General features: G+C 36.3%; 7 protein-coding genes. 5 read left to right on the forward strand and 2 right to left on the reverse strand.

Annotation, left to right across the window (positions count from 1 at the left end):
• Nucleotides 1–4: 4 nt before the first annotated feature.
• On the reverse strand, nucleotides 5–3061 hold the full coding sequence (locus Q5N74_RS09140; protein WP_304388481.1) for a TonB-dependent receptor: 3057 nt from the start codon (nucleotides 3059–3061) through the stop codon (nucleotides 5–7).
• Between the two features lie 240 nt (nucleotides 3062–3301).
• Nucleotides 3302–6394: a glycoside hydrolase family 2 TIM barrel-domain containing protein gene (locus Q5N74_RS09145; protein WP_304388482.1), complete on the reverse strand. Its 3093-nt coding sequence runs from the start codon at nucleotides 6392–6394 to the stop codon at nucleotides 3302–3304.
• A 579-nt stretch (nucleotides 6395–6973) separates the two neighbouring features.
• Between Q5N74_RS09145 and Q5N74_RS09150 the strand changes: the two genes are divergently transcribed.
• The 5 genes from Q5N74_RS09150 to Q5N74_RS09170 all read left to right on the forward strand — a co-directional run bounded on the left by Q5N74_RS09150 (nucleotide 6974) and on the right by Q5N74_RS09170 (nucleotide 16535).
• A complete protein-coding gene (locus tag Q5N74_RS09150; RefSeq protein ID WP_304388600.1) occupies nucleotides 6974–8449 on the forward strand; it encodes an arylsulfatase in 1476 nt (491 codons plus the stop codon).
• Nucleotides 8450–8493: 44 nt separating this feature from the next.
• Complete coding sequence (locus tag Q5N74_RS09155; protein ID WP_304388483.1) at nucleotides 8494–9930, forward strand: arylsulfatase; 1437 nt, start codon at nucleotides 8494–8496, stop codon at nucleotides 9928–9930.
• 50 nt (nucleotides 9931–9980) lie between these two features.
• Nucleotides 9981–12131: an alpha/beta hydrolase fold domain-containing protein gene (locus Q5N74_RS09160; protein ID WP_304388484.1), complete on the forward strand. Its 2151-nt coding sequence runs from the start codon at nucleotides 9981–9983 to the stop codon at nucleotides 12129–12131.
• Nucleotides 12132–12212: 81 nt separating this feature from the next.
• Nucleotides 12213–14390 (forward strand): glycosyl hydrolase, encoded by a 2178-nt coding sequence (locus Q5N74_RS09165; RefSeq protein WP_304388485.1) that lies wholly within the window; start codon nucleotides 12213–12215, stop codon nucleotides 14388–14390.
• A gap of 9 nt (nucleotides 14391–14399) precedes the next feature.
• Entirely contained in the window at nucleotides 14400–16535 is a 2136-nt protein-coding gene (locus Q5N74_RS09170; RefSeq protein WP_304388486.1) for a glycosyl hydrolase, read from the forward strand.
• The last annotated feature ends 54 nt before the right edge of the window (nucleotides 16536–16589 follow it).

Genomic DNA, 16589 nt, shown 5'->3' on the forward strand with positions numbered 1-16589 from the left:
ATTTTTAAAAGCTCATATTTAAACCTAGGTTAATTCTTTGTAGTATAGGGTAAGAACCCGGTGAATTACCTTCAGGATCGGCATATTTCAAGTCTGAAAAGGTAAGTAGGTTTGTGCCACTAAGATATAATCTTAAATTGTTTAGACTGTTACTGTTGTCCATATTAAAATCATAGCCAATGTATACGTTTCGTAATTTAATATAGTCTAAACTCACAATTCTTGCTGTTGTTGCTGCGGCTAAATTAGGGTTGTCCAGCCCTACGTGTAATGCTGGATAACTCGCATCAGTATTGGTTGGTGTCCAATAATCTAATTGGCCAAAACGTCCAACGGATTCTCCACCTGGTAGTGCGTAGGCTAAACTTCCATTAACAAGCCCTTTATGGCCTTCGATACCGTTAATTAAGGTACTCATAGACCATCTTTTATAAGACCAGTTAAGTTTTAAACTATAACTGTGTTGAGGTGCATCTGGTAAATCGAAACGAATCATATCTTCTAAATTATTTCCAATTACAGTTCCATTGGCGTTATAATCTATATATCTATAATCTCCCAATCCAGGGTTACCAGCATAATATGGGTAGTTTACTAGTTCGTCAATATTTTGAAAATAGCCATCTGTTTGTAATAAAGCCGAGGCCCCAGCTGGTTTACCTGCTATTTTTGTGTATTCTGGCGTCCCAGGTCCATCTGCAGGACTTGAGAGAATACGGTTTTCATAGAAACCATAAACGGCGGTTGCAGAATATTTAAAGCCTCCTGGTGTTTTGTTTTTATAAGTTAGTGTGGCTTCGTAACCATGACTCTCTGATGCTCCTAGGTTAGCAAAAGGAAGACTGGCGTTAGAACCAAAGTAAGCTGGAATTGTAGCCGAAGGTCTGTTAATCAAACCATCTCTTTGGTCTTTGAAAAATTCAACTTCTCCTGATATTTTATTATTAAAAAAACCGAATTCAATACCTAAATTTTGTTTTGTAACAGTAGACCATGTTAATAGTTCGTTACCTATTTGAGATTCAGAGATAGGGAACAGACGGTCTGTGTCACCTTCACCAAAGTTATATCTCCATGTTTCTCTTGGTCTTGAAGAATCATAGAAACTTAAATATTGCCAGCGGTTGTTACCCAAGCCACTTTTGGTACCAGTTGTACCATGAGAATATCTAATTTTAAAGTTATTGATAGCAGGAATGGCCTTTTTTACAAATTTTTCTTTAGCTAAATTGATACCTACAGAGTAAGATGGGAAAAACTTAAAACGAGAACCTCTTGCGAAAGTTTCATCGCCATTATACGAGCCATTTAACTCGAAAAAATAACGTGTATCATAATCATAGGTCGCTCTGCTCACCCAAACTTCTTCAAAATAAGGGAATTGCGTATTGTTAATTCTCTTATTACGGCTAAAAGCAGCTAAACCTGTAACATTATGTTTTCCAAAAGAACGCTTATAATCTAATTGTGCTTTTTGATAGGTTATTTCTTGAGTACTTGTAATGTTTTCGTCACCTAAATTAAAGTCGAATGGGCGCTCATAATCTCTACCTTCAAAAGAATCCCATGTACCATCACGTAATAAATCATAGCGATCTAGTCGTGATTCTACTGATGAATCAAATGAAATGGTGCTCGTTGTTTCGTAATTACTTATAAAGTTATACTTACCAATAAAAGACAAACCTTTTGTAACAAAATCCAATTCTTGTTCTAATTGGAAATCCATAGAAAAGACAGTGTTCAACACATTAGAAGATCCACTCAAGTTGTTACCTACAGTACCACTAATTGGGAATCTTTTTTCTACTAATCCGGGATAAAGCGGGTCTGGGTATTGCTCTAATACCGATTCTGGGTAAAAAGGTACGCTTCCTCCAGGGGATAATGTATATAAGCCTAAAAAGTTACCGCTTCCGCCAGCCTTATTCTGGTCTTCAACACGGTTACTAATACTGGTTTTTAATTTGGTTGTTTTAGATAGGGTGAAATCTAAATTTCCACGAAAAGAGTATCTTTTAAATTTATACTCAGGATCGAAGTTAAAAAACTGTTGTGAATGGGTAATATCACCTTCTTGTAAATATCCAGCAGAAGCATAATATTTTACGAAATCAGTACCACCTCTTACAGAGACCGATTGATTCGAACTTGTTACGTAATCTTTTGTGGTGTAATCAATCCAATCTGTATCGGGGTAGATGTATGGTAAATCGCCATCTCTCCAATGGTTCAAATCAGTTTGCGAAGAAAAACCACTATCAAAAGCAGCATCATTATAAACCCCTACATTACGTAAACTCTCAGCAGTATAAGCATCTAAAGAATCATACGTATCTGGGTATAGTTTTACAGCAAATTCACTAGTAAAACTTACTTTAGGCCTACCTATTTTTCCACGCTTCGTTGTTATAATAATAACACCATTAGCACCTCTAATACCGTAAACTGCTGTTGCAGCACCATCTTTAAGTGTACTAATACTTTCCACGTCTCTTGGGTCTATGTTTGAAAATCCACCTACAATTTCGACACCATCTACTAAAATTAGTGGGTTTGCATTTCCACGAATAAATATTTGACCATCATCTGCTCCAGGTTGTCCACTACTTTGAACAATGTTAAGTCCAGGTGATAGACCACTAAGGGCATTGGTTATGTTGGCAGAACCAGTTTCTAATAGTTCGGTTCCTTTAACTTGATTAATAGCTCCTAAAACACTTTCTTTCTTTTGACTACCGTAACCTACAATTACAATTTCGTCTAAAGCAGAAGCGTTTTCTTTCATTACAACATCTAGCTTCTTTTGAGATTTAATAGTAATTTGTAGATCTTCGAAACCTACATAAGAATATATAAGAACGGCTCCCTGTTTAACGTTCAATGTATAATTTCCATCAAAATCTGTTACGGCACCGGTTGATGTACCTTTTACTATAATATTAACACCTGCAAGAGGCATGGTCGTTTCGTCTGTGACTGTTCCTGAGACCACGGTTTGTGACCATGCAGAGACGAGACTAAAACAACATAGAAAGAGTGTAAGTATTTTTAACTTCATAATTTCATAATTTAATTAGTTTTTAGTTTTGGTTTTAAGTTTTATTTAATCCTACGAGTAAAAAATCAGTGTTAAGATATTACTTCTACAAAATTAGCAGGTTTAATCGTTTAGGGTTTCTCAATTAAGGGGTTCAAATGTTACAGAAATGTTAATTCCTGTATGAAAAGCACTCAAAATGTAAAGAACTTAGGTTTACGATGTGTTTCCTAAAAAAAAGCTTTGCTGTATTCAATTTGGTTATTTTACAGCAATTTCATCTATAAAAAGACCGCTGTTATTTAAGGTTTCTATGGTTATAGTGTTCGCACCACGATCTATTTTAATAGGTGCTTTTACTTGATTCCAAGTACTTCCCTTGGTTGCTGTATTGGGTAAAAATAGTTCGCTACTTACTATCTGTCCATTCACTATAACTTTAATATGGGTCCCAGATTTGCTTGCTGTTTTTGAACTATAACGAATATATAAATCGGCATTACCCGCACCACCATCATTTTCTTGATACCAAGAGATGGAAGCGCCTTTTTGATCCATGCTAACATAGCCACTACCATTAAAACCTTCTCCTTTTGATGCTATTTGTGCATTTTTAATAGTGGCATCTTCAGCTTGATCTCCTATTTGCCCTTGAGACGCTAGGGTTTCATTCCATGTAAAACCTTCGTTTTGTCCAAAAGTTTCCTCTAAAACTTGTATAGGCTTCCCATCAACAACGATTAACGCTTTTACAGTTGTTTCCAAGTTAATTTGAAAAGCTTCTGTATAAATGGCAGATTGCTGGGTTGGAGTGTCTCCATTTGTAGTGTAATAAATATCTATTTTAGGATTGATTTTTGCGCCTCTTAAATTGATAATATTAATATCGATGCTCACTTGGTTAGAAGTAATTAACTTCTTTTCTCCCAAAATACAACTCGCCAATAGATTAATAGGTTCTGCTGGGTTTGTAGACGTAATGTAAGCACGCGTTAAGCCGTAAAAAGCTTTTCTATGGTTAGGACCTACATGTTGTTCTACATCCACAGGACTTCCATTATCTAAGGCTTTTATTTTACCTGCTCCAATGACATTAAAATAGGTTCTGTTTTCTCCATATGGATAAAAGGTTCCATGGGCATCTGTAGTGGTAACACGAACTTGCACAATATCATCCGTTATATTTCCTAACGATTCACCATCTACTGATAATTTAATTTTAGAAGGTTGCTTTGCTGTTTTTATTATTTCTTCTGAAATTGCTTTCCCAGCTTTATAACCAACAGCTTTTAAGGTTCCTGGTTTCCAAGGCACCATCCATTGGCATTGCATGGTTTCCCATGCTGTTCCTGGCGTTTGTTTTCCTAAGGATGTATTATTGAAAAATAGCTCCACTTCATCACAATTGGAATAAACCCACACAGGAATTTCAGTACCTAAAGCCACTTTTGGATGTGTCCAATGTGGTAAAATATGCACCATTGGCTTGCTAGTCCATTGACTTTGATATAAATAGAATAAATCTTTTTCAAAATTAGCTAAATCGATAGCACCTCCCATGAAGGCTCTAAAAGGCCAACCTCCGTGTACATAACCTGCTTCGCCAATATAATCATGACCCGTCCAACGGAAAGAGCCTGCATACGCCGGAATATCTCTTAGTTGCGCAATGTTTAATCGTGAAGAAACACGTACCGTGGCGTTATCATAACTGGAGTTGAAAATTTGTTTTCTGTTTTCTCTGTCTGCTTCCGCTACCCAATCGTGTGTAAAAACTTCTTTTTCGGTTAAGTCTGCAATGGCATAAGGTCTTTGGTTTTTATTAGGGAAGCCATCTCGAAACCATGTTTTTGTTCTGTAATAGCCTCTAACTTGCCAAGTATGGGTGTTTTCTGTACCTATAAAGACTTTGCCTTCTTGGTTTTTTTCTAAATTTTCTAGAAAACCTTTCTTTTCGCTGCTTCCGTTTACTCCTAAAACATTCATGAATTCAGATCCTGAATGTCCTGAAGTTACTGGTCGGGTAGGGTCTAAGGCATTGCAAGCTGCAACCAAATCTTTACCAATAGCGCCACGTGTTTCATTACCAACGCTGTAAATAACAATGGATGGGTGGTTTCTGTCTCTTTTTATCCAATCGGTTAAATCTTGCTTCCACCAGGTATCGAAATGATGTGCGCCATAATCGTTAGTAGCTTTTTTCATCCAACCATCAAAAATCTCATCCATAACCAACATGCCTAATTCATCACAGATGTCGTAAAAATCGGGTGTTTGTGGATTGTGAGCAGTTCGAATCGCATTCACGCCCATATCTTTTAATTGCTGAATTCTAAAACGCAGTATTTTGTAAGGTACCGCAGCACCTAAAGCGCCAGCATCTTGATGGTTACATACACCTTGTAATTTTACGTTTTTACCGTTTAACCACATGCCAGTTTCTGGTTTCCACTCCACATCTCGAATACCAAATTTGGTTTCAACTAGGTCTACCACCTTGTTGCCTATTCGTAATTCGGTTTTTAAAGTATATAAGTAAGGTGTTTCAGTAGACCAACGATTGGGGGTATTGATGTCTAATTCGGTTTTAATTACAGCTTCTTTATCTAGCTTTGTTTTATCTTTTGTAGTCGCTACTACAAGACCATTTTTATCAATAATTGAAGTGATTAGTTTTGCGTTTTTGCGTTTATCATTATTACTAACTAGTTGTGTTTCAATAAGAATTTTGTTCCCTTCAGTTCTAATAAAAATCCCATCTCTGGAAATACGGGCTTTGTTCTTTACGTCAATCCATGTGTTTGCATAAATACCACTTCCAGTGTACCAACGTGCTGATGGTTGCTTATCATTATCAACGCGAACAGCAAATGTTATCGTCTCAGAATTTTGAGCTAGTTCACTAATATCATATGCAAAAGAAATCCATCCATAAGGTCTGGCACCTAATTCTTTACCATTTGCCCAAACGGTACTATTCATAAATACACCATCAAAAGCAATTTCAATATGGTTTCCTTTCCAAGTTTGAGGAACAGTAATTGTTTTTCTGTACCATCCAAAACCAGCAGGTAAATAGCCGCATTGTGCGCCCATAGGGTTGCTTTCGTCATACGCGCCTTCAATGCTCCAATCGTGTGGTAAATTTAAAGTTCTCCAGGAAGCATCATCAAATGCCATTTGTTCGGCACCGGCAACATCTTCTTGTACAAATTTCCAATTCGCATTGAAATTTAGTCGCTCGATATTAGTTTGTCCTTGAACATGAAATCCAGTGAGTGTTAGACATAGACTTAAAAACAGAATCAAGTTTGTGATACTTTTTGTTTTACAATTCCCTTTGTAGTTAAGCATACTTTTATTTTATAATTAGTAGTTGAATTTTTATTCAAAACCCATGTGTTTTGGGTAGGTTTTATAATGTATAATAGATTTCAAATATATCAACTTAAATGCGCCTTTGCTTATCAATTACTACCCACAAATGTTGCAAACATATAAAAGCCTGAGCACAAACGCCTAAAAAGAGGTGTTTGCAACATTATACAGCTTCTTTCTTTTAAGTGCTAATGTCGACATAAAATAAAAGTTATAAACCTTTAAAATGAGTTTTGAAAAGTACCGTGGTAAATTTTTAAAGAGGATTTAATCATTGAATAAAGGTTTTTCAACGGAAAACGCACTTAATAAGTAACATATCACCCCCTTAATTGAGAAATTAAATTTCATTAAACAACTTAAATTTGAAGTGTAATACACTTGGCACTAAATAATTGTGTGAATTAAAAAAAAGGGAAGTTCATTTTTATTTTTTTTAATTGAAAAAAGAACGGTCCAACAATTTCTGTGTAAAGAATATTTAAATAGTTAGTTAATATGAAAAAAATAAAATTACCTGTATTCCTTTTTGGCATTGCCTTAATGGTTTTAAACATGAGCTGTAAGAGTAAAGTTCAAAATGCAACGGCAAATGTGGAGGGCGATTTCCAAAAACCAAACATAGTTGTTATATATCTGGACGATTTGGGATATGGCGACTTAAGTTGCTATGGAGCTACAGAACTTCACACTCCTAATATCGATGCTTTGGCAACTGGAGGTGTGAAATTCACGAATGGTTATGCAACTTCTGCCACTTGTACACCAAGTAGGTATGCGCTGTTAACCGGAATGTATCCGTGGAAAAATAAAGATGCTAAAATATTACCAGGAGATGCCCCTTTGTTAATAGATGTGCAACAGCAAACTTTACCAAAATTACTATCTAAAGCGGGGTATCAAACAGGTATTATCGGGAAATGGCATTTAGGTTTGGGTTCTGGTGATGTAAACTGGAATGAAACTATTAAACCAAGCCCGAATGAAGTAGGTTTTGATGTGTCTTATATTCTAGCAGCTACACAGGATCGAGTGCCAACTGTGTATATTGAAAATGGAAATGTAGTTAATCTAGATAAAAACGATCCTATAGAAGTTAACTATAAAAAGAATTTTGAAGGCGAACCTACCGCTATTTCTAATCCGGAAATGCAAACAATGACATGGCATCACGGTCATAACAATAGTATTGTAAACGGAATTCCAAGAATTGGTTATATGAAAGGTGGTGAAGCAGCAAAATGGAGTGACGTAGATATGGCTGATCATTTTTTAGTGAAAGCTCAAAATTATGTGAAGACACATAAAGAGAAACCGTTCTTTCTGTATTACGCCATGCAACAACCGCATGTACCAAGAACGCCACATCCGCGTTTTGTAGGTAAATCTGGAATGGGCCCAAGAGGCGATGTTATTTTAGAAGCCGATTGGTGTATTGGTGAATTCATGAAAACTTTAGAGGCAGAAGGTGTTTTAGAAAATACATTGATTGTGTTTTCTAGTGATAATGGCCCTGTTTTAAATGATGGGTATTATGATGATGCTGTAGAGAAACTAGGAAATCATGACCCAAAAGGAGGTTTACGTGGTGGTAAATACAGCTTGTTTGAAGCAGGTACTCGTGTTCCTTTTATTACCTATTGGAAAAATCACATCAAGCCAAATGTGTCTGATGCTTTAGTGTGTCAAATAGATTTGTTAGCCTCTTTAGGGAGTCTTGTAGGTGTTGAAGATAAAACAACAGACAGTGAAAATATATTGAATGCTTTATTAGGTGAAGCAGAAAAAGGACGCGGTCATTTAATTATTGAAGCAAATTCGAATACCGCTTTAAGAAGCGGTGATTGGATTATGATTCCGCCATACAAAGGCAGTCCTATGAATAAAAAAGTAGGAACGGAAACAGGGGTTTCATTACAATACCAATTATTTAATTTGAAGGAAGACCTTGGTCAAGAAACTAATTTAGCCAAATCGAACCCTGAGAAATTGGAAGACATGGTTCAAATTTTCGAAAGATTAAAACAATAAAATAAAAGGAAGTTAAACTTTACTCCAAGAAAACGCACAAGCAAATGGCTAAAATCAGAAACCTTATAAGCATCGGTATCCTTGCATGCTGTTTCAATACTAAGGTGATGGCATTTCAGAAAAACCAAGAAAAACCCAATATCATTTTCATTATGGCCGATGATTTGGGGTATGGCGATTTGGGCAGTTATGGACAAACAAAAATTAAAACGCCGCATCTAGATAAAATGGCCTCTGAGGGTATGATTTTTACCAATCATTATGCCGGTTCTACGGTGTGTATGCCTTCCCGTGCCAGTTTACTAACAGGTTATGATCAAGGTCATGCCAGTGTGAGAGGGAATCCTATTTGGACGGAAAGTGGTAACCCTGTGAACCTTCAACGGAATGAAATTACAGTTGCTACCGAGCTTAAAAAAGTGGGATATAAAACAGCTATCATTGGGAAATGGGGGCTTTCTGAAGGTGTTACTAATGAGAATATGCCATCGGAACATGGTTTTGATTATTTTTTAGGGTACAAAGAACACCGTCATGCACATCATTATTACTGGGATACATTATACCGTAATAATGATGCTTTTATTTTAAAGGATAATAAGTACGCCTTAAAACAAGGTAAATACACACACGATGTTTTTGTAAACGAGGCATTGGCTTATGTGGAAAAGGAAAAGAACCATCCGTTTTTTCTGTACTTAGCACTAACAATTCCTCATTTAGAATTAACGGTTCCTAAAGATTCCAAAGAACCTTATCAAAAATTAGGATGGCCTAAACGAAAAATGAATACCACAGGCCATTATAAAAATGATGAAGAAGGAAATACCGCATATGCTGGTATGGTCTCTCGAATGGATAGAGATTTAGGGCGCTTATTTGAGAAACTAAAGGCTCTAGGAATTGAAGATAACACCATTATTTTCTTTACAAGTGATAATGGGCCTGAATATGAAAGATATGATAAATTCTTTAATAGCAACGGCGCATTAAAAGGAGGGAAAAGAGATTTATATGATGGCGGAATACGTATCCCGTTTATAGTTAAGTATCCCGGTAAAATTGCTCCGGGTTCTAAAAGCAGTCACATCTCTGCTTTTTGGGATTTCTTACCAACCGTTTGTGAATTGGTTGGAGTGACACCTACTCATAACGACATAAACGGAATTTCTTTAGTACCAGAATTGATGGGAAATCAAAAGAAACAAAAAAAGCATGACTATCTATACTGGGAGTTCAACGAAAAACAAGGACCTATTCAAGCCATTCGTAAAAACGATTGGAAATTGGTTTGGAAACTTGAAGGAAAACCAGAGTTATACAATCTTTCTACTGATATAGGGGAAACCAAAAACCTTGCTTTGCAAGAACAAGATAAATTAAACGAAATGCTCACATTACTTAAAAAGATTAGGACAGAGCATAAAGAATTTCCTTTAACCACGAGGGAAATAGCACTAAGAAAGCGCCTTAATAATTAAAGGCAGATAAAAAACTATTTTAAAAACGATAATAACTAAACCAACTAATAATGAAACATATTTTACAATGTACCTGTTTATTCTTGCTATGTACTTCAAGTTTATTCAGTCAAACTAAAGTCTTGTCATTACAGAATGCTACCGGAATTGTAACCGATAATTTAGGCTCGGTAATTAAATGGGAAAACCAAATTGTAGGCTATGGAGATGCCACACAAAGTAATACAAATCTTGGTGCCGAAGAATCACAAGAAACCTACCCAGGAAAAACAACAGTTCTATTTAATAGAGACGGCTCGTTTCTAGAACTTGAAGGTTCAAATACTTCTATTTCAGATAACGCTTACAGTGTTTTTTATGTGGGCAAAACAGAGAATTTAACAACGAATAAACCTGCGGGCTTATTAGGAAACTATGATATGAGTGGAGGGTTTTCTAGTTGCTATGGCATTAGGTTTGTAAGGCTGCAAGATGGCACCATTGGTTTTGACTATGCACGACCAAATTATACACGGGTAACTTTAGGGACTAATCAAATAACTGAAAATAGTTATTTCTTTTTTGGTTTTACGATGGATGCTTTAGGGAATTATCAATATTTTGATAGCACTTCTCCTCTAATAACGTCAGGCACTATCACTAACAACATGCGTGCTAACCCTAATGAAAATCTTAAATTTAATATTTTTGAAGAAGTAGCTGGAGCACAAACATACAACCACACAGAGGTTGTAGAATTAACCATGTTTGATGGCGCACTTTCTACGACTCTATTTGAAGATGAATACACGCGATTAGCCACAGAATACCCAGAACTTGTTACAGCAGAATTTTCAGTGGCAGATGTGTTGCCAGCTAACCGTACTGGGTTGCCTGCCACATCTGATATTGTAATAAACTTTAGTCAAAATGTAGATGCTACTTCTGTATTACCAAAAATTTATGTTGATAAAAGTGATGTGGAAGCGACTGGAACATGGAGTTTATCACCTTCTAACACACTTACTTTTTCACCAGATCAAAATTGGCCAGCGAATGTATTAGTGTCTTTGCAAATACAAGAAGGACTAAAATCGACTGATGGTATTGCCATCGATTTATCTAAAGGATCAAAATACAATTTCATAGTAGAAACAGATGAAGATTATGGTGTTTCAGAAAATATAGTACTAACATCCATAGCAACGGTGGATTTTCCTCAAGAAGGGCACACCTTAGGAATGAAATTAAACTTACCAACCAATAGAACTCATAAAATGCCTGTGCATATTTGGGTACACGGTGGCGGTTGGTCAGGAGGAACCGCCGCTGCATCTGCAGGGGCTTATTCTCCTCATGGAGAATATTTAGCTGAAAATTTAGGGATTGCGACTTTAGGAATTGCATATAGATGTTCAGGTTCTAGCGGAACTTTTACTTTGGCAATGGAAGATGTAGCTACCGCATACCAATGGGCTTTAGATAATGCAGATGCCTATAATTTTGATATGACTAAAGTCTTTTTTAGTGGAGGGTCTGCGGGAACACCTTTAGCAGCCTTAGCATCGCAAAGGCTTCCTAATGTTATTGGGTTTATTGGATTTAATGGAATTTATGATTTTGTAAATGATGCAGGTGATTTTGGTACAGGCAATTGGTACAAGCAAAATGTGCCAAGTGAAGAGGCTAACTCACCTATTTTTCAACTTAAAACCAATCCACCAGCAACGATCATGATGCATGGTGATGCAGATACAACCATATCCCATACTCAAAGTACGCTTTTTGCAGACGCTATTAATACGAATGGAGGCGATGCCACGGCAGTAATATACCCAGGTGAAGTTCATGCCTTTTTTAACCCCGGAAAACCAGCTTATGAAGATGTTTTAATTGAAATGGTCAATTTTATGTCTCAAGCACTTAAAACAGCAGAAAGTTTGGGAGTTAATGATTTACGCATAAATGATGCTAAGCTATTAGCGTATCCCAATCCGGTAAAAAAAGGGGATACTCTTAATATTGCTTTAGATTCAAGTGGCATCCAAGGGGAACCACAAGTTCAAATAGTGAATCAATTAGGGCAGCAATTGGCGAAACCAGCTATGCATGTCGATACGAATACACTTTACATCGATACCCAAAAATATGAAGAAGGTATTTATTTCTTGAGCATTTTTGTGAATCAGACGTCTAAAACTGTAAAGTTTGTAATTCAATAATTCAACTAGGAAAACGAAAATAATAATTAAGCATTTTATAAATCTATAATTAAGATTTAAAAAGAAACTAAACTATACTTTATGAAAATTAAATTACTTTATGCATTCGCACTTTTTTGTGCTATGAATTCTTTTGCTCAAACGGATCCTTGCGGCACTAAAGTAGATGATACTTTCGAGGAAGCCGGAGCCTTGCCAAATGGCTGGACAGAATATAATACCTCGGGACGAGTAACTGTTGAGGGAGGTAAACTGAAGTTTAACCACAATACCACGAAGCCTTCGGCGTATCGTACTTTCAGCCCAACTTCTAGCGATTTGTCTTTTTCTTTTGATGTCTCTGCGTCACGTAATTCTGTGAATTGTCAAATTCACTTGGTGTCGTCAACAGGTAAATACTTATCTAGTATTGCCGTTGGGGTAGGACCAGCGACTATAAAATATGCAACAACCATGGAAGGTGGCGTTCCTAGTGGTTTTATACCAGGAACACCTGAAGTAAGTTTTAAAACGAATACCGTTTATACGCTTTCTGCGCAAGTAGATTTTACTTCAAAAAAAGTAAATATTTACAGTAATGGTGAACTAATGGCAACTGATGTTCCTTTTTTAGAAACGGCAGAAGATGTTGCTGAAATTGATATTCAGTTAATTTATATGTATTCCAATAATGGGCAATTCTATTTCGATAATATTTCCTTGATAAGTGGAGAGGCCAACAGATTACAATTAACTAGCAACGTAAATGCTGCAGAAAATTTAGTAGCATCTGCATCTATTGGCACTAGCTATAATCAATACCCACAATCTGCTGTTGATGCTTTTCAACTGGCAATTGATGATGCTAATGCAGTACTTGCCAATTGCGATTCCGCTTCAAATACTATAGATACATCTATGTCAGATCTTCAAGCGGCTCAAGATATTTTAGATGGGTCTCGAGTAAATGATCCGGTTCTTAAAGTGTACGATGGTTTTAATTTTTCAGGTGAAGAACACGAAATATACTGTGGTTATTACAATGGTGGTTTAGGAGCCTATGAAGATTGGGCTGTTTCATTTACGCTTGAAAAAGGGTATATGGCAACGTTTGCTCAAGATGTGAATGGCTTAGGGGTTAGTAAAATATATATTGCTCAAGATCATGCTATTGAGATTAACTTGCCTGCAGATTTGCAGCGTTCTATTTCATTCATTCGTGTGAGTCCTTGGTTTCCTGTAGGTAAAAAAGGAAGTTTAGGAGGCGATATAAAATGGAGTTCGGCAGATAACTATAATACTACTTGGCATTATAACTGGGGCTTGGAATCGCCTAGTCAGAGCTCAGGAGTGCAATTTGTTCCAATGGCGTGGAGTAAGTCTGATAATTGGACATCGCTTGAAAAGATGAAAGCAGTTGGGGAGAACATGTCCTTTAATAATCTCATGGCGTTTAATGAACCGGATAACTCGGGACAATCGAACTTAACGGTAGAAGAGGCTTTGGATGCTTACCCTAAACTTTTGGCTTCTGGTCTTAGACTGGGTGCTCCTGGTGTTGAGAATGTACAATATAGTTCAACAAATGATTCGTTTAATGAAGATTCTTGGATTAAAGCATTTATGGACGGGTGTGTAGCACGTGGTTACCGTGTTGATTTTATTCCAGCTCATGATTATGTGCGTCGTTCAAAGTCTAGCTTCTTGGAACGTTTTAAAGGTCTTCATGACCGATATAATCTTCCGATATGGGTAACAGAATACAACTATGGAAACCCAAATATGGGGTCGGCAAATATTACAGTAGAACAAGGTTACACTAATATAAAGGGCTTAACTGAAGTTCTTGAAGGGGCAGATTTTGTTGAACGTTACAATTGGTATTATTTCTTTGGTGCAGCTTCCGGTATAGGCGGTATAACTGATGGCGAACTGAATATCACGGGGCAATTTTATCGAGACCTTGAATCACAAAATCCCTCATACATTCAAGAAGTGTATGCGCAAGGCCAATTAAGTACTTCCGATTTTGATAGAGATAAAGGGTTAAGCATTTCGCCAAACCCGGTTACAAAAGGTATAATTACGGTTAACTATAGAGACTCTTACTTCTCAAAAGATACTACAATTAGAATTTTTAATAGTTCAGGACAAGAATTAAAAAAGTTAAATGATGCATCTAAACAAATTGATGTTTCTAAGTTCAGTAATGGCATTTATTTCATTCAGTTCATTTCTTCGGAAACAAATGTGACAAAAAAAATTATAGTTAATCAATAAGATCAGATTATGAGAAAATTAAATACACTACTAATTATATTATTTTTTACCATCTCTGGTTTTGCTCAAACAACTACCTGTGGTAGTGTTGTTGACGATACGTTTGAAGTGGACGGAGCTTTACCAAGTGGCTGGACCGAATACAACACCTCGGGGCGTGTTACTGTAGAGGGCGGTAATTTGAAATTTAACCACAATACCACCAAGCCTTCGGCGTATCGCACATTCAGTCCTACTTCTAATGATTTGGCCTTTTCTTTTGATGTATCTGCTTCACGTAATTCTGTGAATTGTCAAATTCACTTGGTGTCATCAACAGGTAAATACTTATCTAGTATTGCTGTAGGTGTTGGACCAGCGACTATAAAATATGCTACAATCATGGAAGGTGGCGTTCCTAGTGGTTTTATTCCTGGAACACCAGAAGTAAGTTTTAAAACGAATACCGTTTACACACTTTCTACTCAAGTTGATTTTACAAATAAAAAAGTAAATATTTATAGTGACGGCATATTAATGGCGGCCGATATCCCTTTTTTAGAATTAGCCGAAGATGTTACTAAAATTGATATCCAATTAATTTATATGTACGCCAATAATGGGCAATTCTATTTCGATAATATATCGATATTACGTGGAGAAGCCAACAGATTGCAATTAACGAGCAATGTGGCTGCTGCTGAAAATTTATTGGCATCTGCATCTATTGGAGATAGTTATAATCAATATCCACAGTCTGCTGTTGATGCTTTTCAATTGGAAATAAATGATGCTAATACGGTACTTTCAGATTGTGATTCTGCTTCAAATACCATTGACACGTCTATTTCAGACCTGCAAATAGCTCAAGATATTTTTGAAGGGTCTCGAGTAAATGATCCAGTTCTTAAAATTTATGAGGCTTATAATTTTGCTGGTGAAGAACATGAAATGTATTGTGGTTACTATAATGGTGATTTAGGCGCTTATAATGATTGGGCAGTTTCTTTTACTTTAGAAAAAGGATATATGGTCACTTTTGCAGAAAATATAAACGGTACGGGAGTAAGTAAAGTATATATAGCCGCCGATACTGATTTAGCAATTAATTTACCAGCAACTTTACAAAAGAAAGCCTCTTTCATTCGTGTTTCGCCATGGTTTAATGTGCAAAAGAAAGGAATGGCTGGAAAAGGTACAGATGTTATAGTTGAGTTTGATAATTCGTGGCATTATAACTGGAGTATTTCAGGTTCAGATGTGGGTGATGCCAAATTTGTTCCAAATCAATGGAGTGGAGGTTCTGTTGCTAACGCAATAAGTTTAGGTAATAGAATGGACATCTCACATTATATGTCTTTTAACGAACCCGATGGATCAGAGCAAGCAAATATGACCGTAGATAGAGCTATTGAAAAATATGAAGATATGCTCGCTTCTGGTTTACGTTTAGGTTCACCAGCAAATAAAGATAATGCAAAAGGAGGCGTATGGCGTGATGAATTTATGACCAAAGCTGAAGCTGCAGGATATCGTGTAGACTACATTGTAGTTCATTATTATAAAAAAACCTCACCTGCAAATTTTTACAATTGGTTGAAAGCTATTCATGATAAATGGCAACGTCCTATCTGGATTAAGGAATTTAATTATGGAGCAACTTGGACCGATCAACCTGCTTCAAATGAGGCAGCAAGAGATGGGTTGCAATCTTATATGAATATGTTAGATAACACTAGTTTTATAGAGCGTTATGCTGTATTTACTTGGCAACCAGATAAACCGGTTTATTCTTTAATGACTGTTCGTAATCCAGTAACCTTAAGTAGTTCTGGCATCATGTATAGAGATCATACATCACCATTAGCTTACAGTCAGGAGTCCTATGCACAAGGCGAACAACTATCTGTAAATAACAATGCGATGTCAACGCATGTTTTGGTTTCAAAAACAGTAGTGTCAAATGGTTTTTTAAATTTGATTTATTCAGATGAAATCAAAAACAGTAGAATAGAACTTAGTATTTACAACACCTCAGGGCAGCTTGTAAATAAGGTGTCTGACTCTAGTACTGAAATAAATGTTAACCGCTTGTCTAGTGGTTTATATATTGTTAAAATAGAATCTAGTTTGGGGGTTTTTACTAAAAAATTTATAATTCAATAAGGTTTACGTTTATAAAAGAACAGGACAAGATCTAAAGTGGATTTAAAGTGTGAA

Origin of the sequence: Mariniflexile sp. AS56 (assembly GCF_030552475.1) — a bacterium.
GTDB lineage: Bacteria > Bacteroidota > Bacteroidia > Flavobacteriales > Flavobacteriaceae > Mariniflexile.

Coding starts and splice junctions, on each gene's coding strand:
- Q5N74_RS09145 (WP_304388482.1), bottom strand. CDS start 6,394: ATGCTTAACTACAAAGGGAATTGTAAAACAAAAAGTATCACAAACTTG.
- Q5N74_RS09165 (WP_304388485.1), top strand. CDS start 12,213: ATGAAAATTAAATTACTTTATGCATTCGCACTTTTTTGTGCTATGAAT.
- Q5N74_RS09160 (WP_304388484.1), top strand. CDS start 9,981: ATGAAACATATTTTACAATGTACCTGTTTATTCTTGCTATGTACTTCA.
- Q5N74_RS09140 (WP_304388481.1), bottom strand. CDS start 3,061: ATGAAGTTAAAAATACTTACACTCTTTCTATGTTGTTTTAGTCTCGTC.
- Q5N74_RS09150 (WP_304388600.1), top strand. CDS start 6,974: ATGAGCTGTAAGAGTAAAGTTCAAAATGCAACGGCAAATGTGGAGGGC.
- Q5N74_RS09170 (WP_304388486.1), top strand. CDS start 14,400: ATGAGAAAATTAAATACACTACTAATTATATTATTTTTTACCATCTCT.
- Q5N74_RS09155 (WP_304388483.1), top strand. CDS start 8,494: ATGGCTAAAATCAGAAACCTTATAAGCATCGGTATCCTTGCATGCTGT.